At 49.4% G+C, this 23,422-nt stretch carries 22 protein-coding genes; 10 read left to right on the top strand and 12 right to left on the bottom strand.

Annotated features, from left to right (window positions below; all coding sequences use genetic code 11):
- Nucleotides 1-25: 25 nt before the first annotated feature.
- On the top strand, nt 26-1,591 hold the full coding sequence (locus VGN67_RS19635) for a magnesium chelatase (protein WP_327488598.1): 1,566 nt from the start codon (nt 26-28) through the stop codon (nt 1,589-1,591).
- Nucleotides 1,592-1,661: 70 nt separating this feature from the next.
- Here the strand turns inward: VGN67_RS19635 and VGN67_RS19630 are convergent, their stop codons facing one another.
- On the bottom strand, nt 1,662-2,780 hold the full coding sequence (locus VGN67_RS19630; protein ID WP_327488597.1) for a DUF3667 domain-containing protein: 1,119 nt from the start codon (nt 2,778-2,780) through the stop codon (nt 1,662-1,664).
- Between the two features lie 94 nt (nt 2,781-2,874).
- Nucleotides 2,875-3,939, bottom strand: coding sequence for a recombinase RecA (gene recA / locus VGN67_RS19625; RefSeq protein ID WP_327488596.1), 1,065 nt, complete (start codon nt 3,937-3,939; stop codon nt 2,875-2,877).
- 538 nt (nt 3,940-4,477) lie between these two features.
- On the opposite strand from recA, the gene VGN67_RS19620 reads away from it, so the two are divergent.
- From VGN67_RS19620 to VGN67_RS19610, 3 genes are all read left to right on the top strand, one after another.
- Nucleotides 4,478-5,224, top strand: a complete 747-nt coding sequence (locus VGN67_RS19620; protein WP_327488595.1) for an acyl-CoA desaturase — start codon at nt 4,478-4,480, stop codon at nt 5,222-5,224.
- A gap of 125 nt (nt 5,225-5,349) precedes the next feature.
- Complete coding sequence (locus tag VGN67_RS19615) at nt 5,350-6,384, top strand: aminopeptidase (RefSeq protein WP_327488594.1); 1,035 nt, start codon at nt 5,350-5,352, stop codon at nt 6,382-6,384.
- Between the two features lie 17 nt (nt 6,385-6,401).
- Nucleotides 6,402-7,193: a DUF3108 domain-containing protein gene (locus VGN67_RS19610; protein ID WP_327488593.1), complete on the top strand. Its 792-nt coding sequence runs from the start codon at nt 6,402-6,404 to the stop codon at nt 7,191-7,193.
- Here the strand turns inward: VGN67_RS19610 and VGN67_RS19605 are convergent.
- Together VGN67_RS19605 and dnaA are read right to left on the bottom strand one after the other, a co-directional pair.
- Nucleotides 7,177-8,160, bottom strand: coding sequence for a GNAT family N-acetyltransferase (locus tag VGN67_RS19605; protein WP_327488592.1), 984 nt, complete (start codon nt 8,158-8,160; stop codon nt 7,177-7,179). The genes VGN67_RS19610 and VGN67_RS19605 overlap by 17 nt on opposite strands.
- A 46-nt stretch (nt 8,161-8,206) precedes the next feature.
- Nucleotides 8,207-9,661 carry a chromosomal replication initiator protein DnaA gene (gene dnaA, locus VGN67_RS19600; protein ID WP_327488591.1) on the bottom strand — a complete coding sequence of 485 codons (1,455 nt, stop codon included), beginning with the start codon at nt 9,659-9,661 and terminating at the stop codon, nt 8,207-8,209.
- Nucleotides 9,662-9,896: 235 nt separating this feature from the next.
- On the opposite strand from dnaA, the gene VGN67_RS19595 reads away from it, so the two are divergent.
- Together VGN67_RS19595 and scpA are read left to right on the top strand one after the other, a co-directional pair.
- Nucleotides 9,897-11,288, top strand: coding sequence for a methylmalonyl-CoA mutase family protein (locus VGN67_RS19595; protein ID WP_327488590.1), 1,392 nt, complete (start codon nt 9,897-9,899; stop codon nt 11,286-11,288).
- A 29-nt stretch (nt 11,289-11,317) separates the two neighbouring features.
- Complete coding sequence (gene scpA / locus VGN67_RS19590; protein ID WP_327488589.1) at nt 11,318-13,471, top strand: methylmalonyl-CoA mutase; 2,154 nt, start codon at nt 11,318-11,320, stop codon at nt 13,469-13,471.
- A 1-nt stretch (nt 13,472) separates the two neighbouring features.
- Here the strand turns inward: scpA and VGN67_RS19585 are convergent, their stop codons facing one another.
- The 3 genes from VGN67_RS19585 to VGN67_RS19575 form a co-directional block, all read right to left on the bottom strand.
- The gene (locus VGN67_RS19585) at nt 13,473-15,107 is read right to left on the bottom strand and encodes a glycerol-3-phosphate dehydrogenase/oxidase (RefSeq protein WP_327488588.1); all 1,635 of its coding nucleotides are present in this window, start codon (nt 15,105-15,107) and stop codon (nt 13,473-13,475) included.
- A gap of 100 nt (nt 15,108-15,207) precedes the next feature.
- Complete coding sequence (locus tag VGN67_RS19580) at nt 15,208-15,768, bottom strand: sigma-70 family RNA polymerase sigma factor (protein ID WP_327488587.1); 561 nt, start codon at nt 15,766-15,768, stop codon at nt 15,208-15,210.
- Nucleotides 15,769-16,101: 333 nt separating this feature from the next.
- Entirely contained in the window at nt 16,102-16,791 is a 690-nt protein-coding gene (locus VGN67_RS19575; protein ID WP_327488586.1) for an NUDIX hydrolase, read from the bottom strand.
- Nucleotides 16,792-16,940: 149 nt separating this feature from the next.
- On the opposite strand from VGN67_RS19575, the gene VGN67_RS19570 reads away from it, so the two are divergent.
- The 4 genes from VGN67_RS19570 (at nt 16,941) to VGN67_RS19555 (ending at nt 19,655) form a co-directional block, all read left to right on the top strand.
- Nucleotides 16,941-17,513, top strand: coding sequence for a hypothetical protein (locus VGN67_RS19570; RefSeq protein WP_327488585.1), 573 nt, complete (start codon nt 16,941-16,943; stop codon nt 17,511-17,513).
- A gap of 64 nt (nt 17,514-17,577) precedes the next feature.
- The gene (locus VGN67_RS19565; protein ID WP_327488584.1) at nt 17,578-17,736 is read left to right on the top strand and encodes a hypothetical protein; all 159 of its coding nucleotides are present in this window, start codon (nt 17,578-17,580) and stop codon (nt 17,734-17,736) included.
- A 13-nt stretch (nt 17,737-17,749) separates the two neighbouring features.
- Complete coding sequence (gene lysM, locus VGN67_RS19560; RefSeq protein ID WP_327488582.1) at nt 17,750-18,217, top strand: peptidoglycan-binding protein LysM; 468 nt, start codon at nt 17,750-17,752, stop codon at nt 18,215-18,217.
- A 112-nt stretch (nt 18,218-18,329) separates the two neighbouring features.
- Nucleotides 18,330-19,655, top strand: coding sequence for a DUF2254 domain-containing protein (locus VGN67_RS19555; protein ID WP_327488581.1), 1,326 nt, complete (start codon nt 18,330-18,332; stop codon nt 19,653-19,655).
- A gap of 3 nt (nt 19,656-19,658) precedes the next feature.
- Here VGN67_RS19555 and VGN67_RS19550 read toward each other — a convergent pair whose 3' ends face one another.
- From VGN67_RS19550 to VGN67_RS19530, 5 genes are all read right to left on the bottom strand, one after another.
- Complete coding sequence (locus VGN67_RS19550; RefSeq protein WP_327488580.1) at nt 19,659-20,762, bottom strand: vWA domain-containing protein; 1,104 nt, start codon at nt 20,760-20,762, stop codon at nt 19,659-19,661.
- Between the two features lie 113 nt (nt 20,763-20,875).
- On the bottom strand, nt 20,876-21,304 hold the full coding sequence (locus VGN67_RS19545) for a BrxA/BrxB family bacilliredoxin (protein WP_327488579.1): 429 nt from the start codon (nt 21,302-21,304) through the stop codon (nt 20,876-20,878).
- Between the two features lie 47 nt (nt 21,305-21,351).
- Nucleotides 21,352-21,663: a DUF59 domain-containing protein gene (locus VGN67_RS19540; RefSeq protein WP_327488578.1), complete on the bottom strand. Its 312-nt coding sequence runs from the start codon at nt 21,661-21,663 to the stop codon at nt 21,352-21,354.
- Between the two features lie 40 nt (nt 21,664-21,703).
- The gene (locus tag VGN67_RS19535) at nt 21,704-22,135 is read right to left on the bottom strand and encodes a SufE family protein (RefSeq protein WP_327488577.1); all 432 of its coding nucleotides are present in this window, start codon (nt 22,133-22,135) and stop codon (nt 21,704-21,706) included.
- The gene (locus VGN67_RS19530; protein ID WP_327488576.1) at nt 22,135-23,361 is read right to left on the bottom strand and encodes a cysteine desulfurase; all 1,227 of its coding nucleotides are present in this window, start codon (nt 23,359-23,361) and stop codon (nt 22,135-22,137) included. Before VGN67_RS19530 ends, VGN67_RS19535 begins: the two co-directional genes overlap by 1 nt.
- Nucleotides 23,362-23,422 lie beyond the last annotated feature (61 nt).

The following is a 23,422-nucleotide window of genomic DNA, read 5'->3' as shown; positions in this document are numbered from 1 at the left end:
CTTGTTTTTGATCCATTCTCCCCTCATGAACTATACCGAACTTAGTACCAGTCAACGCCTGGAAATTAAAACCCTGGGCGAGTTGAAAGCCACGGGCTATCGCTCCCGAACCATCAAGCAGGAGCTTCGTGACAACCTTATCCACAAAATTCAGAGAAAAGAAGCCATATTTCCGGGCATCTGGGGCTACGAAGATACCGTACTCCCCGATGTAGAGCGGGCTATACTTTCCATGCACAATATTAACCTGCTGGGGTTACGCGGACAGGCCAAAACCCGGATAGCCCGGATGATGGTGAACCTGCTTGATGAGTACGTACCTACGGTAGCCGGTACCGACCTGAACGACGACCCCCTGGAGCCGCTTTCCCGACTGGCCAAAGATTTGATAGCTGAGCACGGAGACAATACCCCCATTGGCTGGCTGCACCGCGACGACCGCTACACCGAAAAACTGGCCACGCCGGATGTTTCCGTAGCCGACCTCATCGGCGACGTGGACCCCATCAAAGCGGCTACCCTCAAACTTCCCTATTCCGACGAACGCGTTATCCATTTTGGTTTGATTCCCCGTTCGCACCGGGGTATATTTGTTATCAACGAACTACCCGACCTCCAGGCGCGTATTCAGGTAGCTTTGTTCAATATTTTGCAGGAAGGCGATATTCAAATCCGGGGTTTCAAACTACGTTTACCGCTGGATATCCAGTTTGTATTTACGGCCAATCCCGAGGACTACACCAACCGGGGTAGTATTGTAACGCCCCTGAAAGACCGGATTGACAGCCAGATTGTAACGCATTATCCCAAAAGTATTGAAGTTGGAAAGAAAATTACCCAGCAGGAGGCCGTAATTAAAACCGAGCAGAAAGGAATGGTCAAAACCAATGAGCTGGTAAAAGACCTGGTTGAGCAGATTGCGCTCGAAGCCCGCGAAAGCGAATACGTGGACAGCAAAAGTGGGGTGTCGGCCCGGATGACCATTTCTGCCTACGAAAGCCTGATCAGCGCCGCCGAAAGACGTTGCCTCCTGAACGGCGAAAGTTCGACTTATATCCGGGTATCGGACCTGTACGGGGTAGTACCTGCCATCTGCGGTAAGGTGGAGCTGGTGTACGAAGGAGAAGTAGAAGGTCCCGTTATCGTAGCGCAAAGCCTGATTGGAAAGGCCATCCGTGCTCAGTTTCTGAATTTTTTCCCTAATCCCGAAAAGGCTAAGAAAAACAAACGGAATCCGTTCGGAAAAGTAATAGAATGGTTTGGGGCCGGCAACGAAATGGACCTGATGAGCGACATGACCGACCGTGAGTACCAGGCCCGGTTAAGTACCATCGAAGGCCTGGACGACTTCGTGGATGAATTCACCTCCCGCCTTGGAAAAGATGAAAAGTACTTCATGATGGAATTTGCTCTGCACGGCATGGCCGAGTACTCCCTGGTTGGTAAGCAGTCACTCGACCGGGGTATGCACTTCAAAGACCTGGTTAGTAGCATGTTTTCCGGGCCGGGAAGCGGTGACGACGAAGACTACGATGATGACTTCGGCAGCTACGACGATGACGACGATGATGATACCAACAATCCTTTCTGATTAATTTAAGATTGTGGTGTAAACAGCGCCGGGGCCGGAAGTACTTCCGGCCCCGGCTTTTTTGGGGGTACTAAAAGTATAGAAAACTGTAAGCAAGTACCCCCGCCAGACAGAGCAGCGCCACCAGGCCGTAGGAAAAGCCGAGCATAATGAATTTCAAAAGTGTTTTTCCGGTACTTTGCCCGTATACCCTTTTTAATGATTTATAGAGGTAAAAAACGAGGAGGAAAGACATCGCCACCAGAAAATTGTCTTCTTCGGTAAAAGAGTCCAGCAGCATAGCCAGGCCATACCCAATAAAAACAATGGTATGGAAATGCACGGAGAAAATGAGATGTTCGTAATAAAAGTGTTTCTTCTTGTAATAGACCGCCAGCAGCAGCAAGGCCACCACCGGCATCAGAATAAACATAACCACCGAAAGGCTTTTTATGACTTTATGTACAAACTCCTTAATGTTAAATTCAAAAGCATACTTGGGCGACTGCCGGAGTAATCTTCTGGTTAGAAAGTTATTGGGTAGTTTGTGCGCTCTCAGGTAGGTACCTAATACTTCATCCGACATTTTCCTGAACTTCTGCAAATCGTCCGGACTGGTAATAGTGGAATCGCCCGTTACCTGCGTAACCAGGTTGCCCGAATCCTGTACCACACTATCCAGCGAGGCCACCATAGTACCTAATTTTTGGCGTTGCGGCTGGTCGGCATCCGGTGCTATTCTACGCAGGAGTGAATCCTTCTGAGCGGCCGTTAGGGTCGGATAGGCCAAAACCGCCCTTCGATTCACTGCGTAGGTAGTACTATCAACCGTTACAGCTTTGGTGTTTATGTCAAGGGTGCCTTCGTTTTCCTCGAAGCTTCGGTCAAAAATGGTGTTGAGCAGGAGGAAGAATACAAAGCTGACGAATACGTACATACGAGCTGGTGGCACGTAGCGGGCCCGCTTACCTTCCAGAAAGTCCCGGGTACTTTTGCCGGGTTTGGTAAATACCGCTTTGCTGGTTTCCCAGAGTTTGGTGTCAAAATGTGTGATACTCTCTACGAATTCATATATCAGGTGCCCGAGGGGAATTTTCAGGTCGTGGTTTTCCTGGCCGCAATTGGGGCAGTAGTTATCCTCCGGATGCAGGATATGCTCACAGTTAGGACAAAGGGAATGCTTGCGCCGGTGCTTGTGCGTTGCGAACATGAGGAGAAGTACCTGGGTAATGATTTAGAGTACAAAAAAAAGGAGAAACCCGAAAGTTTCCCCTTTTTACGTTGAAATTTTAAAAACGAACCACTTATACCGGTGAGCCGTCGTCTACAATGTTGGGTTCGGTGGTGTCAACCAGAACCTCAGAATCGGCACCTACTTTGGCGCGAATCTTCTTTTCCAGTTCTTCCAGCAGCTCCGGATTGTCCTTGATGAGTTGCTTCACCGCATCACGACCCTGTCCGAGGCGGTTGCCTTCGTAGCTGAACCAGGAGCCCGATTTTTTCACAATGTCCAACTCCACGGCCAGGTCAATCACCTCACCCGATTTGGAGATACCTTCACCGTACATGATGTCAAACTCAATTACTTTGAACGGCGGCGCCAGTTTGTTCTTCACCACCTTCACGCGGGTACGGTTACCCAGAATATTATCGGCGCTTTCTTTGATTTGGCCCACCCGGCGAATATCCAGACGAACCGAAGCGTAGTACTTAAGAGCATTACCACCCGTAGTAGTTTCCGGATTACCGAACATGACCCCGATTTTCTCCCGAAGCTGGTTGATAAAGATACAGCAGCAGCCGGTTTTGTTAATAACACCTGTAAGTTTACGCAGCGCCTGAGACATCAGACGGGCCTGTAAACCCATTTTGCTGTCACCCATTTCGCCTTCCAGCTCAGCGCGGGGAACGAGGGCAGCTACGGAGTCAATAACAATTATGTCAATAGCCCCGCTGCTTATCAGGTGCTCGGCGATTTCCAGCGCCTGCTCACCGTTGTCGGGCTGCGATATAAGTAGGTTTTGAGTATCAATGCCCAGCTTTTCGGCGTAAGAACGGTCAAAAGCGTGTTCGGCATCTATGATTGCAGCCAGACCACCAGCTTTCTGAGCTTCGGCAATACAGTGCATAGCCAGGGTAGTTTTACCCGATGATTCGGGACCATACACCTCTACCACGCGACCCCGGGGTACCCCACCGATGCCCAGCGCCAGGTCCAGCCCAAGCGACCCGGTCGAAATAACGGGAATATCCAGCACCTTGCTGTCGCTGAGCCGCATTACGGTGCCTTTACCAAAGGTCTTGTCTAGTTTTTCAAGAGTAGTTTGCAAGGCTTTAAGCTTGCTGTCCTTTTCTACGGATTGTGCCATGAAGGATGTGTGAAAAGTTGGTTTGTTGCATAAAAAAAGCGGTTACGGGTACTTCCAGAACCGCCACTCATTCATTCTGATTGCGATGTAAATTTACTTTTTTTTACTGAGAAAACCAATGATTTCTCCGCTTCCTGCTCCACATTTTCAGCCGTTTTTTATACTGGAAAATTCTAAGCCGAACGGGACAAGGCAGTACCAGAGCAAAACCTTAGTCCCGGTTCGGAAATGAACTGATAATCAGCCAATAAAAAGTAGGTTAAGGGGGCAGAAAAGGGGAGGTAGGTGTGGAGTCACTACCTTGTTTTACTTTTTTAAAGGAGTCGTTTTTCTGGTTGCCATTGCAAAGCGGCAGGGGCAAAAGCGACGGGACCAGCAGCGCCCTTCTGACCGAAATAACCCAAGGCAAAAGTGGGACTCGTAAGCCCACCACCCAAATTATTTCACCCGTACTGATATTCCTCATCTTTTGCCAGAGTACCTACCGCTACTTTTGCCCCGTTGTTTTTTACTTTTTATCTTTTTGCAAGAATCCTCTATGGAAATACTTATTTTTTTTGTGGCCCACTGGTACCTTTCCCTGCTCATGCAAACCTTCTTCCTGCACCGCTACGCGGCTCATAAAATGTTTACGATGGGGCCGCGCTGGGAGAAGTTCTTTTATACCCTAACCTGGATTTTTCAGGGATCTTCCTTTCTGAGTCCCTACGCCTACGGAGTTATGCACCGGCTCCACCACGCCCACGCTGACACCGAGAACGATCCGCATTCGCCCAGCTTTTCCAAAAACCTTTTTGACATGATGTGGAAGACCAAGAACTTTTACAACACCATTGTCCACCGCCGCGACACCATTGAAGCCAAATTTAAAAAGGGGGTACCCCACTGGGCTTTCCTGGAACGACTGGGCGACTCCTGGGTGTCACGCCTAGGCTGGGGAGTACTTTATAGCCTGTTTTATATCCAGTTTGCTACGGCCTGGTGGATGTTCCTGCTGCTGCCGATTCACTTCCTGATGGGACCCGTTCACGGAGTTATTATCAACTGGTACGCCCACCGTTACGGCTACGTAAACTTCAAGGTGAATGATACCGCCAAAAACCTGCTGCCTTTTGACTTTCTGATGATGGGCGAATCGTACCATAACAACCACCACAAGTACGGGGGCCGGGCCAATTTCGGGTTTCGCTGGCATGAGTTTGACCTCACCTACCCGTTTATCAAACTTTTGAATGCCTTGAAAATAATCAGACTTAAGCCCAACAATGATTTGAATTATATGTAAGAAGTTACCTTTTGTCTGTTTTTTTGGGATGTATTAAAACTGGTGCCGGGCCTCAGGCCGGGCACCAGTTTTGGTAGTTAGCAAAGTATTTCCAATTTTTGGTCAGAAATACGCCGTACTTTTTCATGTTTAAGAAAATTGCCCTCTTCCTGGTACTGTTGCTGGTAGCCTTGGGAATATACTATCGTGACCTGATTAGCTATGGCTGGATGCAGGCCAAAGGGCAGCTCAGTATACTGGCCAACGTGCAGGATGTTTCCGAAGTACTACGCGACCCGACCTTCCCGGACTCTCTGAAAGCCCGGATACGACTGATTGAAGAAATAAAACGCTTTGGGGTAGATTCGCTGGGATTGAATCCCTCCGAAAACTATACTACCTTCTATGACCAGCACGGGAAGCCTATTCTGTGGGTACTTACGGCTTCGGACAAGTACCAGCTCAAAGCCCGCGAGTGGTCGTTCCCGATCCTGGGCGCCTTTGCCTACAAAGGGTACTTTGACTCCACCCGGGCGGCCCGCGAAGAAGCCGGACTGATTAAGGAAGGACTCGACACCAACATAGGCGAGGTATCGGCCTGGTCTACGCTGGGGTACCTGAAAGACCCGATCCTTTCGAGTATGCTGAAGCGCTCGGAGGGCAGCCTGGCCAGCCTTATCCTGCACGAGCTCACGCACGGTACCCTTTTTGTCAAAAATAACCTCGAGCTGAACGAGAACCTCGCCAGTTTTGTGGGGGAGGTGGGAGCGGTTCGGTTTCTCAATTATAAATACGGCCCGGACTCGCACCAACAAAAAAGATATAATTACATCAAACGTTATAACGATGCTTACTCCCAGCATATACTCCGCGGGGCTACACGCATGGATAGTTTATACGGTACTTTTCCGGACAAAACACCCTCGGCCCGCAAGGATTCCCTGAAATTTGGGCTAATCCGGGAGATTATCAGCGACGTAGATACACTACTCGGTGGAAAGCGTTCGTTGACTAGTAAAAGAAGTTGGGAAGAAACTAATCTGCCCAACAATGCGTATTTTATTGGGTTCCAGACGTATAAGTCACAGCAGAATACCTTTCAGGAGGAGTTTGAGAAAAGGTTTGGTGGGGATTTTAAAAGGTATTTGGCTTATCTGAAGGAGAAGTACCCGTCTTTGTGAACAATTGAAGTACAGCCATGATGAAATTGAAAGTTGCCTTTTTTCTTGTTGTAGTTGCTGTTTCCACCCTTGCTTTTGCCCCTTTTGATACCTACCGCCACGTTGCTAATGAAAGTTTTGTAAAGGGTGAAAGGGTAGACTATAGGGTTCACTATGGGTTTATTAACGCGGCCGAAGCCCGGGTTGAAGTGGCCAGGTCGCTGGTTACGGTCAATAACCGCCCCTGCTACCGGGTTAATGTAACGGGAAAAACGGTGGGGGCCTTTGATCTGATATCGCGGGTACGTGACCAGTGGCGCTCCTACATTGATACCTCGGCCATACTACCTCACATGTTTTACCGGAATATCCAGGAAAACAGCTACCGCAAGGAAGAAACGGTATTTTTTTACCACGGGAGCAATACCGCCTACGACCGGGACGAGAAGAAATCCTACAAAGTACCCGAAAATGTCCACGATATTATCAGCGGCTACTATTTCCTGCGGACTCTGGACTTTAACCGAATCCGGGAAGGGGAAATAGTTGAAGTACCTACCTTTTTCGACGGTCAGGTTTATAAAATGCGGGTACGGTACGGCGGAAGAAGCGTGATTAAAGCCAAGTTTGGTAAGATCAAGGTCTTGAAGCTAAATCCGATTATTCCGGAGAATAAGTTATTCAAGGGCGAAAATCCCATGACGATCTGGGTGTCGGATGATGACAATAAAGTACCTATCAAGGCCGAAGTAGACCTGATGATCGGGGCGCTGGAAATGGATATCAAAAGCTACAAAGGGCTGAAAACCGAGCTTAACTGGATGATGTAAGCCTTTTCAGTCGCCATTCCTGAATAGTCCGGAGGGGCCACGGCAGGTTATTCTGGCGGATGGAATAAAAAGATTGCTCCTGCGCTCCGAAACTCTGGTAGTGTTCCGCAATGGTTACCTGCCCGGGCGACTCAAAATCAAATACCAACCCGGTGCCCGCTTTTTCCTGAAAGTACCTGTCCAGCAGGTACGTGCGGCCATTAAGCCGACGGCCGGTTTCGTCGGCCGCATTGAACAGATAAACGGTTTTTTTTTCGTCTCCAACCAGCATGACTCCGGCGTGCAAAGTACCATCCCGACCAGCGTAGTACAGCCGGACTAATCCTTTTTCCTTCAATTGCTGAAAAAGAGAGTGTAACAGGCTATAAGCCGCTTCATTTACACCTCCATTTATTTGTGAAGCATGAAAGTTTCTAAAAAAGTCGATCAGTGGAGCAATATTATCCAGTTCTTCCAGGTACCATCCCGCCTTTTCAGCCCGCTTCAGGTTTTTGAGGCGGTCTTGGTTATAGGTACTTTTCAGGGTAATGTAAGGCTGGTTCAGTGGTAACCAATGCGTAGTCAGGAGCTTAGGTAGCAGCGTCGGGCAGGCGGGAAGTACTTTGGCCAGGCTGGGGCTGTTGTCGGGGTGAAAACAATAGCTGCTGATGTACCTGAAGTGTTGGCTAAGTACCCGAAGGAAAGCTTCCGTTACCCGACCTTCCAACTCAGAAGCAGAGAAAAGTCCCAAATACTGACAGAAAAAGGGCTGCTGAATAACTCCTAAGCCCCACTTGCGTACTACCGGCAAAGGCATGACTACCTGGTACTCTTCGGCCGAAGGCCACACCAGCGCTGACCAGCCGGGAGACACCAGGTCGAGGTACCAGCTGTACCCGTATACTACCCGTTGTCCGGAATTTTGAATGAACTGATCCCACTGTTGATCTTGAATCTGGGAGCGGTTGAGGAGTGAGGGAAGAAGCATAGGAGGAGCCGGTTAAACAACAGGGGCCGACCAACCGCCGATGGTACTACTTAAAGTAGCTGCGTAACTTCTGAACGGTTTCTTCCACGTCGGAGTCATTGCCCATGAGCTCGTGTATGCTCTGAATGGAGTGAATAACCGTACTGTGGTCCCGACCGCCAAAATGGTAACCAATGGATTTGAGAGGCAGGTCAGTGTACTCTTTGGCCAGGAACATGGCCAGTTGGCGGGGGTACACATTTTCTTTTTTACGACTCTTGCTCTTAAGGTCAGCAATACTAACTTCGAAGTAATCAGCTACTATTTCCTGAATGGTATCAATCGTCACTTCCTTATCTTCCTCCATGACGATATTCCGGAGCGTATTTTTGGCCAGCTCTACGTCTATCTCCCGGCGCGTCAGCGACGCCTGCGCCATCAGGGAAATAATAACGCCTTCCAGTTCACGCACGTTGGTATTGACACTATGCGCAATGTATTCGATTACGTCGTAATCAATATAAATACCTTCAGCCTGTAGCTTTTTCTGGATAATGGCGATACGCGTTTCAAAGTCAGGTGTCTGAAGGTCAGCAGTAAGTCCCCACTTAAAGCGCGACAGGAGGCGGTCCTGTAGGCCCTGCAACTCGCGCGGCGGACGGTCACTGGTCATGACTATCTGCTTGCCCATCTGGTGCAGGTGGTTGAATATGTGAAAAAAGGTATCCTGCGTTTTTTCTTTTCCCGAAAGAAACTGAACGTCGTCAATGACCAGTACATCTACCTTCATGTAGAAGTCCGTAAACTCCTGCAGATTATTATTCCGGATGGAGTTGATAAACTGATTGGTGAATTTCTCCGACGAAACATACAGCACCAACTTATCGTTGAAGTGATTACGAATGTAGTTGCCGATGGCCTGAACCAGGTGCGTTTTGCCCAGTCCTACGCCGCCGTACACCATCAGGGGATTAAACGAAGTAAGGCCCGGACGCTGCGCCACGGCAAATCCGGCCGAACGCGCCAGCCGGTTACAGTCTCCTTCAATAAAGTTATCGAAGGAGTAGTTGCCGTTGAGGTAGGTGTCCAGCTGGAGCGAATCCTGATCTTTAACCGGATTATTGGGAGCTTTGCGCGGATCGGTACCAAAATTATCCGGTCGGGAAGACTGGGGTGTTTTGGCCGTCGGAACGTTCATCGTCAGCGGCTGATGCGATTCGTTGCCCGTATCCACTATGATGGAATATTCCAGCATTCCGTCCCGGCCAATGGCAAAGTCGAGGGCTTTCCGGAGCAGGTGCACGTAGTTGTCTTCCAGCCACTCATAGAAAAACTGACTGGGTACCTGTATAGTAAGTACTTTACCCTGAAGACGTAGCGGTCGAATGGGCTCAAACCAGGTTTTAAAGCTCTGGTCCGGAATATTCTCCTGAATGATCCGTAGGCACTTATCCCAAACGATATCTACTTCTTTATGTGAGGATATTTTTTCCAAGGTAAAGCTTACGTAATCTGGTGTCATATTTTTTCGGGAGGGCAAAGATAGAAAAATAGATACAGCCGGGCATATAAACCGAGATGAATTTACTACTACTTCTTGCCGAAATCAAGCCGGAATTTAAAACTAAAGGAATAATCCAATGGAACAAAAGCAGGTACGGTTTCAATGGGCAATTCAATTGAAAAAATGTAATCTCAAATTCGTAGATTTGTTAAACATATATTTAGTATAGTATAGGATTAACCATGGAAGTGCTATGAATCAGCCGTTGTTTGAATCTTTCCCGTCAGCTGATAAGAAAGCCTGGAAAAGACAGGTTGAAAAAGATCTGAAAGGAACGGCGTATGAAGAACTGGGGTGGAAACTTACGGAATCTGTCGCCATAGAGCCTTATTATACTGCCGCCGAAGTGCCTGACTCGCAGGTAAATGAAATACAAGTCTGCCAGAAGCAGCAGCCGGGCTGGCTCACTCAATCCAGTATACGTTTTACGGCACCAACTGATACTAATCAGCTTATCCATAAAGCGTTGGCCGCGGGAGCGGATGCCATATGGCTCTACCTTGGTGACGCCCCGTTAACCCCGGAAGATTTTCGAAAAACAGTAAACAATGTGCGGCTAACCGATACGCCGGTGGTGTTTGAGCTGGAGGGGCAGTGGGAAGCACTGAAGAAGTACCTGCACCAGAACGCGGGCTACCATTTAAAGGGAGGAGTAGCGGCTGACCCTTTGTCCAACTGGATGCAAACCGGTGAAGGGTATAGCTCAGAAATGGAACAGCTCCGGGAGGTACTTGGGCTTACCAGAGAAATGCCCGATTTCAGGCCGCTCATGGTAAGTAGTCAGGCCTACCACGAGGCAGGGGGCAGCCTGATTCAGGAACTGGCTTTTTCGCTGGCCGCCGCCGTGGAGTACCTCGACCGGCTAACCGAGGCCGGTCTGAAGGTACCGGAGGTAACCAAGGGTCTGTTTTTTTCTTTTTCAATTGGGACCGATTATTTAAGCGAAATAGCCCGGCTCCGCGCCTTCAGGTATCTTTACAGGCGGGTCCTGACGGCTTATCAGCTACCGGATGAACCGGCGCAGCCGTATGTACATGCCCGCAACTCGGGGTTTTACGATGCTACGGCTACTCCCCACACCAATATGCTCCGGGCCACCTCCGAAGCGATGAGTGCCGCGTTGGGTGGTTGCGACGCGCTTACGATCCATGCCTATGACGCTACCTTCCGTCAGCCGTCTGATTTTTCAGAGCGTATTGCCCGCAATGTTTCCCTGATCCTGAAGGAAGAAGGGTACCTTGACAAAGTAGCCGATCCGGCGGCTGGTTCGTATTACCTGGAGGTACTTACCCACCGAATGGCCGAAGCCGCCTGGGATTTATTTCTGGAGGTAGAAAAGCAGGGAGGACTTGTCAGGGCTTTTGAGCAGGGGGTTATTCAGTCCGAAATTCAAAAGGTGTGGCAGGCCAGGCAGGAAGCGGTACAAAACGGAAAAGTAATAGTAGGAGTAACCAAATACCGGACGGAGGATAGCCCGGAGGAAAAATCTCCCAGGGTACCTGTCCAACCCGTGCAGGGCGGGAATAAATTAACGCTTTTGCCCCGGTACCAGTTGAGTGAAGCGTGGGTCAAACAAACGATTTAAAAGGCGGGTACCCACTATAAAATAAAAGAATGAAACCAGATTTCTCCAACATAAAAGGTCCGCTGCCGACCAACCTTTCACTTGCTTCCGCTGCCCAGGGAAAGCAGGTGACCACGTCCGAAGGCATAAAGCTGAAAGCCAGGTATACTTTACAGGATGCGGCTCAGGCCGAACACCTGCAATTCGGGGCGGGGCTTCCTCCCTTTTTGCGTGGCCCTTACAGTACCATGTACCTGCAGCGCCCCTGGACTATCCGGCAGTACGCCGGATTTTCTACGGCGGAAGAGTCCAATGCTTTTTACCGGCGCAACCTGGCGGGCGGACAAAAAGGCCTTTCGGTGGCTTTTGACCTGGCCACCCATCGGGGCTACGACTCCGACCACCCGCGGGTAGTTGGAGATGTAGGAAAAGCCGGGGTTGCCATTGATACCGTCGAAGATATGAAGATTCTCTTCGATCAGATTCCGCTGGATGAGATGTCTGTTTCGATGACCATGAACGGAGCCGTTATCCCCATTATGGCTTTTTTCATAGTAGCGGCTGAGGAGCAGGGCGTACCCGTTGAAAAGCTTTCCGGGACTATCCAGAACGATATTCTGAAAGAGTTCATGGTCCGGAATACCTATATTTATCCGCCTGCGCCTTCCATGCGGGTTGTGGGCGATATTTTTGCTTATTCTTCCCGGCTCATGCCCCGGTTCAACTCCATCAGTATTAGCGGGTACCACATGCACGAGGCGGGCGCGCCGGCCCACCTGGAACTGGCCTACACCCTGGCCGATGGACTGGAATATATCCGTACCGGACTTAGAGCGGGCATGGATATTGACGACTTTGCCCCGCGCCTGTCCTTTTTCTGGGGAATTGGCATGAATCATTTTATGGAAATTGCCAAGCTCCGGGCGGGACGCCTGCTCTGGGCCAAAATTGTAGATCAGTTCAATCCCAAAAACAGCAAGTCGCTGGCGCTGCGAACCCACTGCCAGACCAGTGGCTATAGCCTGACCGAGCAGGACCCTTTCAATAACGTTACACGTACCTGCGTCGAAGCCATGGCTGCCGTGCTGGGCCACACCCAGTCGTTGCACACCAACTCGCTCGACGAAGCCATAGCCCTGCCTACTGACTTCTCGGCCCGTATTGCCCGTAATACGCAGCTGTTTCTACAACACGAAACCGACATCAACCGCGCGGTGGACCCCTGGGGTGGTTCTTACTACGTGGAGTACCTGACCCACGAACTGGTGCAGCGGGCCTGGGCACTCATAGAGGAAGTGGAGCAGCTGGGCGGAATGACAAAAGCCATCGAAACCGGGCTGCCCAAAATGCGGATTGAAGAAGCCGCGGCCCGAAAACAGGCCCGTATTGATTCGGGCAAGGATGTGATTGTGGGGGTGAATAAATTTAAAGCCGATTCGGAAGAATCCATTGAAATTTTGGATATTGACAACCAGGCCGTACGTTTATCCCAGATTGCCCGCCTGCAGAAGGTAAAGAGTGAGCGTAGTCAGCCGGAGGTGGAGACTGCACTGGCCGCACTGACTACCGCCTGTACAAAGGCTGGTGGTACCGATATGGAAAGTAACCTGCTGGATCTGGCCGTGGAAGCGGCCCGTAAGCGGGCGACACTGGGGGAGATTTCGGATGCGATGGAAACTATTTTTGGTAGATATAAAGCAGTAATAAGATCAGTGTCAGGAGTATACAGCGCGGAAGTTTCGGATGATGAAAACTTTCGCCTCGCCAAAGAAATGGCAGACCGATTTGCGGAAATGGAAGGCCGTCGGCCCCGGATTATGGTGGCTAAAATGGGGCAGGATGGGCATGACCGCGGAGCAAAAGTAATTGCTACCAGCTTTGCCGACCTGGGTTTTGACGTAGATATGGGGCCGCTGTTCCAGACACCCGAAGAAGTAGCTCGTCAGGCCGCAGAAAACGATGTTCACGTAGTGGGCGCTTCCAGCCTGGCCGCCGGGCATAAGACACTGGTACCCCAGCTTATTGAAGAACTCCGGAAAATTGGCCGGGAAGACATAATGGTCATTGCCGGGGGCGTAATTCCGGCCCAAGATTACCAGTACCTGTACGATGCCGGAGTAAAGGGGGTATTTGGGCCCGGTACCATTATCTCTATTGCCGCCCAGAAAATTCTGAAAGAGCTCATGGAGGAGGAGCAGGGCTAGTTTAAATGCCCGCTTCTCTTCTCACATTGGTCAGGTAGGTACCATATTCTTCCACCATTTGCCGGGTGGTAGACTGGGTCCAGCCCAGAACCGGGGCCATTAGTTCGGCTACGGTGGGCAGGCAGGACAGGGTACCTGCCCAGTCCATTATTTCCAGGCGCATCCGGCGGGCCAGGATATCACGCGGGGTTACCGCCATTTCTTCCCGTGCGGCATACACAACCTCCGCCTTTAAAAACGGATAATCCGGAAGCAGGTGTTCCCCCAGGGCAGCATCTTCCCGAATCAGGTCGGCTACTTTTGAAGCCTGTGACCCGTAACGGTTAGCCAGATGCCGGCTGACCGATTCCTCCAACCCGTAGGAGGTACTTATTTCCTTCCAGCTTTCGGTGGTAAAGCCATCTCCACCCACCAGAATATGGTCCGCCGTGCGGCAGGGATTTTCCTGTCCTAATAGTTTTTCAACTTCATCCAGGGTATCCTTGGCCATGAGCCGGTAGGTCGTCCATTTTCCCCCCAGCAGGCTTACCAGATTGGAGCCCAAATCGTGCTCTACTTCGTGGTCGCGGGTGAGGCGTTTGGTAGCTTTACGCGGATCGGCCGAAAGCAGGGGCCTTAATCCGCCAAACCCTGCTTTAACTTGCTCAGGCCGGGGCATAGTAGCCAGAAAGGGAGTCAGCGTGTCAAGCAGAAACCGGACTTCGGTTTTATTCAGAACCGGTTCCTTGTCTATTTCCTGGTACTCGGTGTCGGTTGTTCCTACCAGAAGTTCATTGCCAAAAGGTATCGCAAATACCACCCGACCGTCGCTGGTTTTGGGTATCAGCATGGCATCGTTGCTTTGAAGTACCTCTTTGGGTAGTACAATATGGACGCCTTTGCTCGGGCGAATGCGGGTAGGCAGGGCCGGATTCGCCATGAGCCGGATTTCATCCGAAAAAGGTCCGGTACAATTGATAAACAGTCCGGCTTTAATCGAAAGTTCTCTCCTTTCTAACTCATCCCGTACCCGGGCCGTCAGGAGTTTCCCCTGCTCATTTTTTTCAAAACCAACTACCGACACATAGTTAGCCAAAACGGTACCTTCCCGATAGGCCGACTGCGCCAGCGCCAGGCAGTAACGCGCGTCATCCAGTTGACCGTCGTAATACAGTACTGCGCTGTGGAGTTTTTTTGGGTCAAGGGTCGGCATTCGGTTAAGTACCTCTTTTTTGCTTAGCCACTTACTTTTGGGGAGCGAGTCCTGTTGGGCAAAAAGGTCATATATCCGGAGGCCAATGCTGAAGTAGACACCCTCCAGCCAGGATGAAACGGGGGTGAGTAAGGCGAGGGGACGGGCCAGATGGGGGGCATTTTTAAGCACAATGTGGCGTTCTTCCAAACCATGGCGTACCTGCTTGAGTTGGGCCAGGTCCAGATTTCGGAATGCTTGTTCCAGATAGCGGACCCCGCCATGAATGAGTTTGGTAGAACGGGAGGAGGTTTCGGAAGAAAAATCTTTCCGGTCAATGAGCGCTACTTTGTACCCCCGCAGGGCGGCATCCAGCGCGCAGCCGGTACCGCTGGCGCCCCCGCCAATAATACAAATATCAAAAGATTCTTCCTGGAGGCGAAGCAGATTTTGGGAGCGGTTCATGGAAAGGCAGTTGCTGATACAGGGAAAACACCCTGCGCAAAGCTATGATTTTTTGCTTCGCCACAAAAATACAACCTCCGGGGCAGCCGGAAAACCCCGGTTAGTAGAGGAGCGAGTACGGCAACTGAGCGCGAATTTTGCCCAGGGCCCGTTGTATCAGGTTCCGGACCGTTTGTTCCCGGATGGAAAGTAAGGTACTTACTTCACGGACCGACTTGCTCTGAAAAAAACGGAGTTGAATTACTTCCCGCTCCCGTTTTGACAGGAGGCAGAGCGCCGAAGTCAGGAACATACTCTGCCGCTCGGAGACTTCCCGGCCAATAATTTCTGATTCGTGGCATTTGCTCAGCAGTGACAGTTCGTGTCGCTCTTCCACGGTGGTCATTTTTCCCTTTTGCTGAATATGCAGCCGACGACGCAGTGAACGGCAAAGGTAGTAGGGTACGGCTACTTCCTCTGCCAGGTTCTGGCGCATTTTCCAGAGGTCCACAAACAGGTCATGGATGGCATCCTGGACCACCATGCTGTCAACCCCTAACTTTTTCCCGTATTGCAGTAAGGTATAATTGTACTGATTATAAAGTACCCCAAACGCCTTTCGGTCACTGTTTTTAAACTCTTTCCAAAGGTACGCGTCATCCGAAGTATCCTTATGAGCCATTGGCGTTACGTAGATTTTTGTGGTGGTGATAGGTAGAACAGAATGCAAACTATTTGATAGAGACAGAAGGCTTCCGCAGGGGCAAAAGCCTTCTGTTTATTACTGATTAACCAACCTATCAATAAGCGTCTTAGACTCCAAAGTACGATAAAAGTAAAAAATACTTTTTATAATAAAAGTCGGAGCAACTTTTTTTGAAATTTATCCAAAAAGAGAGAAAGGGAGAGTTTTGTTTGACAGGAGCCGGTTAATAGGGGAGCTAGGACAAAGGTATAGCACCTTGTTCCGGGGAGAGGTGACCGGGAAAGAGTAAGGGCTTTAGGAAAAAGGTACTCAGGAAAAAAAGGTGGAAAGCCGGTCCTGGTACTTCTGTGTATTGAGCTGGTAAAAGTAGGCTCCCTTTTTCGAACCGGTTTTATCTTTTTCCTTCAGCTGTACCAACAGACCCGTCGCCAGCATCATCCGCCGGAAGTTTCCTTTGTCCAGTTGGGTTTCGTAAATGGCATCGTAGAGTTTGCGGAGCTGGGTAAAGGTGAATTTGTCCGGGAGTAACTCAAATCCAATTGGTTGCAAAGCCGCTTTTTGTTTCAGGTGGTGCTTGGCATAGCGCACCATTTCATTATGGTCAAAAATGAGGTCCGGTAGTTCGGCCGCCGGGAACCAGCGGGCTTCAAATTCCTCGGTTAGCTGGTGCTGATAATTATGAATATCAACCAGGGCGGTATAGGTCACTGATATGGTTCTCTCGACCGGGTCGCGGTGCTGGCAGCTAAATACCTTCAATTCCTCAAGGTAAACGTTGGTCATGCCGGTCAGGTGGTACAGGATTCGTTGGGCGGCCTGATCCAGATTTTCATCTTTGTTTAAAAGTCCCCCCATCAGGGCCCAACTTCCTTTTTCCGGATGCAGATGCCGCTTTACGAGCAATATTTGTAAACCCGCTTCCTCATCGTAACCAAAAACAATGCAGTCCAGGGCTACCAACAGTCGGTGGGTATGGTTATAAAGGACTGAAACTGGCAAAGTTGGCAGGGGAGGGGTAATAGCTGGAATCATTGATGAAGTACTTTGATTGTAAAACGCAACTATATACGTACTTTTAGTACTGGTAATAAAGTACCAAGTTGTTTGAAACTACCCCCCTTCCTTTAACTCTATCCTGACAAAGATTTATGCGCACATTTTTACAACTCTCGGGCTGGTTTTACCGGCAGGCAACCGGCCGGATCGTCCTCTTTTTTCTTGCACTTCAGATAGCCTTTAATGTTTTGGTTTTTCCGAACCTGCAAGCCCGGATGGGAGGCGATACACAGGCCAATCCGCTGGACCTGCGCTTTGGATTTACGGCGGAAGAAGCCTACGCCTACCTCGATTCCCTGGGTGCGGAAGGCAGGGACGTGTACCAGTGGACCGAACAGGTAGCTGACGGAGTTTATCCCATAGTTTACACACTTCTGCTGATATTTCTAATTACCTATTTTTTTAAGAAAGTTTTTGCGGAGGGGAGCCTCTGGCGACGCTTTAACCTGCTGCCTTTCCTTGTTATGCTGGCTGACTTCCTAGAGAACATTGGTATTGTAACAATGCTCAACCATTTTCCGGAGCAGGCCGAAGGGGCCGCACAACTGGCCGCAACTGCGAACCTGCTAAAATGGAGCTTTTTCCCGATCATGATAATCCTGGTGTTGATCGGGCTGGGCGGGGTCATTTATTACAAGGTCAGCAACCGGAAGATACTTGCCTAATATTTTACTACGGTATTGGCATCAATAAGGTCCCCCTTTTTCAAAAACCCCTGACCTGCTGGTCATGCTTTCGCATAGGCGCAGGTACCTGTTCTGCTCCTGGCGGAGGCTCTCCTTTCGGACGCAGGTAGTAGAGGTGCAGCAGGCACGGAATTTTTACAGCTACTACGGCAGCAGTTTTTGGCTGCTGATAGGTTTTGGCCTTTCTGTACCTTATTTCTAAAAAAACCGTTACCATGGGACTATTTTCATTTTTAAAAGGAGGAGGAAAAAAAGTATTCAAAACCGAACCGGTCGCACCAACGCCCGAAAAAGCCAAAGAGGCGGAGCCATTGCGGGCAAGTGAACTACTTAATTATGTGAAACAGCTGGGCTTGACCTACAACAAGCTGGTTGTAAAGACCTCAGGTGATACCGTAGTTCTGGAAGGGGAAGTTGCCAGGCAAGAAGAAATGGAGAAAATAGCCCTGGCCGTAGGTAATGTGGAGGGGGTGGCCACGGTCGACAACCGGATGAATATAGTAGAACCCAAGGAACAATCGAAGTTTCATACCGTAGAAAAAGGGGATTCATTGTCCAAAATTGCTAAGCAGTACTACGGCGATATGATGAAGTACCCGGCCATATTTGAGGCCAATAAGCCTATGCTCAAGGATCCGGATGAAATATATCCAGGGCAGGTACTGCGGATACCATCCCTTTAATAATAAAATATAGATTGATGAGTAATATAGCCGGAGCACCATTTGTTCCGGCTGTTTTTTATTATCAGGTAGTATTTTGATTGTAGTTCCAACTAGTTAGCCACTTCTTTGGATGAAGAAAAACAGAGAAAGATTTAATAAAATAAAAAGCGATATAAGTTCAAGCATCGGGCTTTATCCGGCCATGATCAGCCTGGCTTACTTAGTACTTGCGTTTGTACTTGTTAATTCGAGACATTCGGCGATTTCGGAGTGGCTGGCTAACCGGCCCTGGCTGTCTTTTGAAAGCCTTGATACCCCTACCGCTATCCTTACTACCCTCATTGGCAGTATTATATCGCTTATGGTACTCAGCTTCTCCATGGTAATGGTAGTACTTTCCCAGGCATCGAGTAGTTTTTCGCCCAAGATACTCAGGGGGCTTGTCAGTGAAAAAAGTCATCAGGTAGTATTGGGCAACTACTTAGGCAGCATACTTTTTTGCCTGGTATGTCTGGGTAATTTCAGCGAGGAAGGAGACATACATCTGCTAAGTGCCGAAGTCCTAATCAGTATCTTGTTTGGGTTGTTGTGTCTGGTATTGTTTGTGGTTTTTATCCATAACGTTTCATTGGCAATACAAGCCAGCGAAGTAATAATCAGGTTGTATAAAAAAACGCGGCATCACCTTCAGAAGTTTATTGATGAAAACCGTAAAGAGGCAGGCCATCCGGAAGACTGGCCCCAAGAGGGGGAAGGCCAGATAATACTATCCCGGCAATCAGGCTATTTGCAACGATTTCAAAGAAAGGGCCTATTGAACCTGGCCCAAAAAGAAAATCTTAGAATTCGACTAGTGATAGAAGTAGGCGATTTTGTACCCATTGGGGTTCCGGTTGTTGAAATCTACGGGGAGAAGAATAAAATTTCGCGGGAGTCGGAGGAAGAGCTACTAAGTTTTTTACACTTCTACCACGGCGAGAACATCGAAGAAAACTATACCTATGGCTTTACCCAGCTCATGGAGATTGGCGTGAAAGCACTTAGCCCTGGTATCAATGATCCGGGCACGGCCCGGATTTGTATTCATTACCTGACGGACCTTTTTCACCTTCGTATGCAGTGGGATGATGTGGGTCAGGCGTGTGCAGAAAACGGTTCGCCTAGTCTCAAATGGAAGGTTTCTTCTTTTCAGTCGTTGCTCTACAAATCTTTTGAACCCATCAAAATTTACGGAAGCAACGACATCATGATCCTGATGAGCCTGGTTCAGGCGATAAAAACCCTGGCCTACTTCGATGCTGAGCGGCAGGTACATCGTAAGGTACTACAGGCATTCTATGACCAGTTATTAGATTTAATCAGCAAAAATCACTCCTATAAAATAGACGAAATGTTTGTCAGGCCCCGGTTGGATGACAGTAACGATACTTACCTAGTCCTTAAGGAGCAGTATTGAGGGCTACTTCATGTTCTTGCGGCGGTTACGCTGGAAGTCTTCCAGTACAAAACCTCCCAATCCCTGTAGATTACTGTAGTAGGCACGGCCGTTGTTAACCTTGGTAAAGTCCTGCACAAACTGCTTCAGGTAAGGGTCAGAGGCAATCATAAAGGTAGTTACGGGAATATCCAGTCGGCGGCACTGGGCGGCCAGGGTAAGCGTTTTGCTGATAATTTTGCGGTCCAGCCCGAAGCTGTTTTTATAGTACCGGATACCTTCTTTGAGGCAGGTTGGCTTTCCGTCTGTTATCATAAATATCTGCTTGTTCCGGGTTTTGCGCCGACGCAGCAGGTCCATGGCCAGTTCCAGACCGGCCACAGTATTGGTATGGTAGGGGCCCACTTCCAGGTAAGGCAGGTCTTTAATCTGGATCTGCCAGGCATCGTTTCCAAAAACTATAATGTCCAGAGAATCCTTAGGGTACTTGGTACGAATGAGTTCGGCCAGGGCCAGGGCAACTTTTTTGGCGGGGGTAATGCGGTCTTCGCCGTACAGAATCATGGAGTGGCTGATGTCAATCATCATGACGGTGGAGGTAGTTGTTTTCTGCTCTTTTTCGACCACTTCCAGGTCATTTTCCATCAGCATAAAATCACTGATACCGTGGTTGACCTGAGCGTTCTTGATGGACTCGGTCATGGAAATCTGCTCCAGCGTATCGCCAAACTGGTAGGGTCTGATATCGCTGCTCAGTTCGTCGCCCGTACCGGAGTAAGGCGTGTGGTGGTTACCACCCGACTTGGATCGTTTCAGTTTGCCAAATATTTCTTCCAGGGCGCTCCGGCGAATATTCTGCTCACTCTTGGGTGTCATAACCAGTTTGCCTTCCTCGTTTTCTTCGGTTATGTACCCTTTTTTCTTGAGGTCTTCAAAAAAGTCGCCGATACCGTACTGGTCGCTGGTCAGCCCGTACTGCCGGTCCAGTTCACTAAGCCACGACATGGCCTGCGAAACGTCGCCGGAGGTCATCAGGAGTAGCTGCTGAAATATGTTAAGGAGCTGGTCAAACTTACTGTTTCCGCCTTGTTCCTGCGGGATATATTGAGAAAAACGATGTCCAAGCATAGTAGTAAGGATTTGTACCTATCACAACGTCAATTGGGACAGGATAGTTTAACAAAAAATCCCCGCTGACCAGTTTGATCAGCGGGGATTTTTGTAAGGTTATTCAGGTCTTATCAGGCGTTCTCACCACAAAATTCCTCAAACGCCATTTGCAGATGCTGAGCAATCATTTCGGCCGAACGACCCTCGATATGGTGGCGCTCGATAAAGTGTACCAGCTCGTCGTCCTTAAAAATAGCAATAGCGGGTGACGAAGGCGGATAGGGAAGCGTATACTCACGCATCTTTTCGGTAGCGTCGCGGTCAACACCGGCAAATACGGTCACCAGCTTGTCAGGCTTCACTTCGCTGCGCTGCAGGGCAGCTTTCACACCCGGACGGGCAGCACCAGCGGCGCAACCACATACCGAATTGATCATCACCAGCGTAGTGCCCTGGGCATTTTGCATGTAGTTATCTACATCCTGGGCGGTCAGCAATTCCTGAAATCCGACGTTAGTCAGATCAGCCTTCATGGGAGCAACTAATTGTGGGGGGTACATAGTAATATTGGTTTATTAGTTCTGAGTTAAAATTCGGCAATTATATTTTACATAAATCCAAGCTCCAGCTTGGCCTCCTCCGACATCATCTCGGTGGTGTAGGGGGGATCAAAAGTCAGTTCCACGCTCACGTCGCTTACCCCTTCAACCTCCCTGATCCGCTGCTCAATTTCGGCAGGAATGGTACCGGCCGAAGGGCAGGAGGGGGAAGTAAGGGTCATCAGCACGTATACATTATTAACGGGAAATACTTTCAAATCGTAAATCAATCCCAGTTCGTACACGTCGACCGGGATTTCCGGGTCGTATACTCGCTTGATGGCTTTGACAACTTCTTCTCTTAATTCAGCTTCGGTCATGGTAGTAGTACTATTTGGGATTAATGCGGCAATCGGGGTCTTATTCTTTATTTACAGCCTGGTAGGCAACGGCGTAGTTCTTCATCTGCTTCACCATGGAGGCCAGTCCATTGGAACGGGTCTGGGCCAGGTGCTGATGCAGGCCTATCCGCTCCATAAAGTACAGGTCTGTTTTGGCGATGGTCTCCGGGGTATGTCCCGAAAGTACCTTCACCAGCATGCTCACCAGCCCCCGTACAATGATAGCATCACTATCGGCATCAAACTTCAATTTATCACCCTCCATGTGGGCATGGAGCCATACCCTCGACTGACAGCCCTTGATGATATTTTCTTCGGTCTTGTACTGCTCGTTGAGCGGGGGTAGCTGCTTTCCGAGATCAATAATGTACTCGTATTTGCTTTCCCAGTCATCAAAAAGCTCAAAGTCGTCGATGAGTTCTTCCTGGATTTCTTTTATTTCTGTGCTCATTAACCTAACATTTTCTTTACCTTATGCAAACCCTGCACCAGGCGGTCTATTTCTTCGGTCGTATTATAAACGGCAAAAGAGGCCCTTGAGGTTCCGGGAATACCAAATCGGCGCATCATGGGTTGAGTACAATGGTGTCCGGTCCGGATGGCTATGCCCTGCTGGTCCAGCAGTACGCCAATGTCCTGGTGGTGTATACCCTCCATCAGGAACGAAATTACTCCAATTTTCTCTTTCGCAGTACCTACAATACGTAAACCCTCAATGCTTTGCATGGCTTCGGTACCATACAGGAGCAGGTCGTGCTCGTAGGTACCGATGGCATCCTTGCCCAGTCCGGCTACGTAGTCAAGTGCATTTTTTGCGGCAACTACATCGGCAATATTGGGCGTACCCGCCTCAAACTTATAAGGTAGCTCGTTGTAGGTCGTTTTCTCAAAAGTTACTTCCTTGATCATCTCCCCGCCACCCCGGTATGGAGGCATGGCATCCAGCAGTTCCCTTTTGCCATACAATACTCCCATGCCGGTAGGGCCGTAGAGCTTATGAAGCGAAAAAGCGTAAAAATCACAATCCAGCGCCTGTACGTCGACGGTAATGTGGGAACTGGCCTGAGCCCCGTCGATCAGGACTTTGGCCCCTACCTTATGGGCTTTTTCGATAATCTCAGCAACCGGGTTAATGGTACCCAGGGCGTTGGAAACATGAACTATGGATACGAATTTTGTGCGTTCAGAAAGCATTTTTTCGTACTCGTCCATGAGCAGTTCTCCCGCGTCACTGATGGGGACCACTTTTAGTACGCAGCTTTTCTCCTCACACAGCATCTGCCAGGGTACTATGTTGGAGTGGTGCTCCATGGTACTTATTATGATCTCATCTCCTTCTTTCAGAAAGGCGCGGCCGTAGGCCTGGGCGACGAGGTTGATGCCATCAGTAGTACCGTAGGTAAAAATAATTTCCTCGTGCTCGCGGGCATTCAGAAACTCCTGAATGCGGCGACGGGAGGCTTCAAAAGAAGCGGTGGCTTTTTCGGCCAGGTGGTGAATACCCCGGTGAATGTTGGCATTTGAATGCTCGTAGTAGCCCGAGATGGCATCAAGTACTGCACGCGGTTTCTGGGTAGTAGCCGCATTGTCAAAATATACCAGCGATTTCCCGTTTACTTCTTCATTGAGGATCGGAAAATCGTTGCGTATGCTCTCTATATTAAGATCTGTATGCATCTTTTGCTCGGATTTATAAAGAAATACCCAACCATACGTACAGGTCGGGTAATATATCAGG

Source organism: Telluribacter sp., assembly GCF_035998675.1.
Lineage (GTDB): Bacteria > Bacteroidota > Bacteroidia > Cytophagales > Spirosomataceae > Telluribacter.
This window is presented reverse-complemented; position numbering and strand designations above follow the sequence as displayed.

Bases quoted from the DNA above. Each gene is read 5' to 3' on its own strand.
- VGN67_RS19585 (WP_327488588.1), bottom strand. From the start codon at position 15,107: ATGAACCGCTCCCAAAATCTGCTTCGCCTCCAGGAAGAATCTTTTGAT.
- VGN67_RS19530 (WP_327488576.1), bottom strand. From the start codon at position 23,361: ATGCATACAGATCTTAATATAGAGAGCATACGCAACGATTTTCCGATC.
- VGN67_RS19580 (WP_327488587.1), bottom strand. From the start codon at position 15,768: ATGGCTCATAAGGATACTTCGGATGACGCGTACCTTTGGAAAGAGTTT.
- VGN67_RS19570 (WP_327488585.1), top strand. From the start codon at position 16,941: ATGCGCACATTTTTACAACTCTCGGGCTGGTTTTACCGGCAGGCAACC.
- lysM (WP_327488582.1), top strand. From the start codon at position 17,750: ATGGGACTATTTTCATTTTTAAAAGGAGGAGGAAAAAAAGTATTCAAA.
- VGN67_RS19595 (WP_327488590.1), top strand. From the start codon at position 9,897: ATGAATCAGCCGTTGTTTGAATCTTTCCCGTCAGCTGATAAGAAAGCC.
- VGN67_RS19610 (WP_327488593.1), top strand. From the start codon at position 6,402: ATGATGAAATTGAAAGTTGCCTTTTTTCTTGTTGTAGTTGCTGTTTCC.
- VGN67_RS19635 (WP_327488598.1), top strand. From the start codon at position 26: ATGAACTATACCGAACTTAGTACCAGTCAACGCCTGGAAATTAAAACC.
- VGN67_RS19535 (WP_327488577.1), bottom strand. From the start codon at position 22,135: ATGAGCACAGAAATAAAAGAAATCCAGGAAGAACTCATCGACGACTTT.
- VGN67_RS19555 (WP_327488581.1), top strand. From the start codon at position 18,330: ATGAAGAAAAACAGAGAAAGATTTAATAAAATAAAAAGCGATATAAGT.
- recA (WP_327488596.1), bottom strand. From the start codon at position 3,939: ATGGCACAATCCGTAGAAAAGGACAGCAAGCTTAAAGCCTTGCAAACT.
- VGN67_RS19545 (WP_327488579.1), bottom strand. From the start codon at position 21,304: ATGTACCCCCCACAATTAGTTGCTCCCATGAAGGCTGATCTGACTAAC.
- VGN67_RS19620 (WP_327488595.1), top strand. From the start codon at position 4,478: ATGGAAATACTTATTTTTTTTGTGGCCCACTGGTACCTTTCCCTGCTC.
- scpA (WP_327488589.1), top strand. From the start codon at position 11,318: ATGAAACCAGATTTCTCCAACATAAAAGGTCCGCTGCCGACCAACCTT.
- VGN67_RS19540 (WP_327488578.1), bottom strand. From the start codon at position 21,663: ATGACCGAAGCTGAATTAAGAGAAGAAGTTGTCAAAGCCATCAAGCGA.
- dnaA (WP_327488591.1), bottom strand. From the start codon at position 9,661: ATGACACCAGATTACGTAAGCTTTACCTTGGAAAAAATATCCTCACAT.
- VGN67_RS19605 (WP_327488592.1), bottom strand. From the start codon at position 8,160: ATGCTTCTTCCCTCACTCCTCAACCGCTCCCAGATTCAAGATCAACAG.
- VGN67_RS19630 (WP_327488597.1), bottom strand. From the start codon at position 2,780: ATGTTCGCAACGCACAAGCACCGGCGCAAGCATTCCCTTTGTCCTAAC.
- VGN67_RS19615 (WP_327488594.1), top strand. From the start codon at position 5,350: ATGTTTAAGAAAATTGCCCTCTTCCTGGTACTGTTGCTGGTAGCCTTG.
- VGN67_RS19550 (WP_327488580.1), bottom strand. From the start codon at position 20,762: ATGCTTGGACATCGTTTTTCTCAATATATCCCGCAGGAACAAGGCGGA.
- VGN67_RS19565 (WP_327488584.1), top strand. From the start codon at position 17,578: ATGCTTTCGCATAGGCGCAGGTACCTGTTCTGCTCCTGGCGGAGGCTC.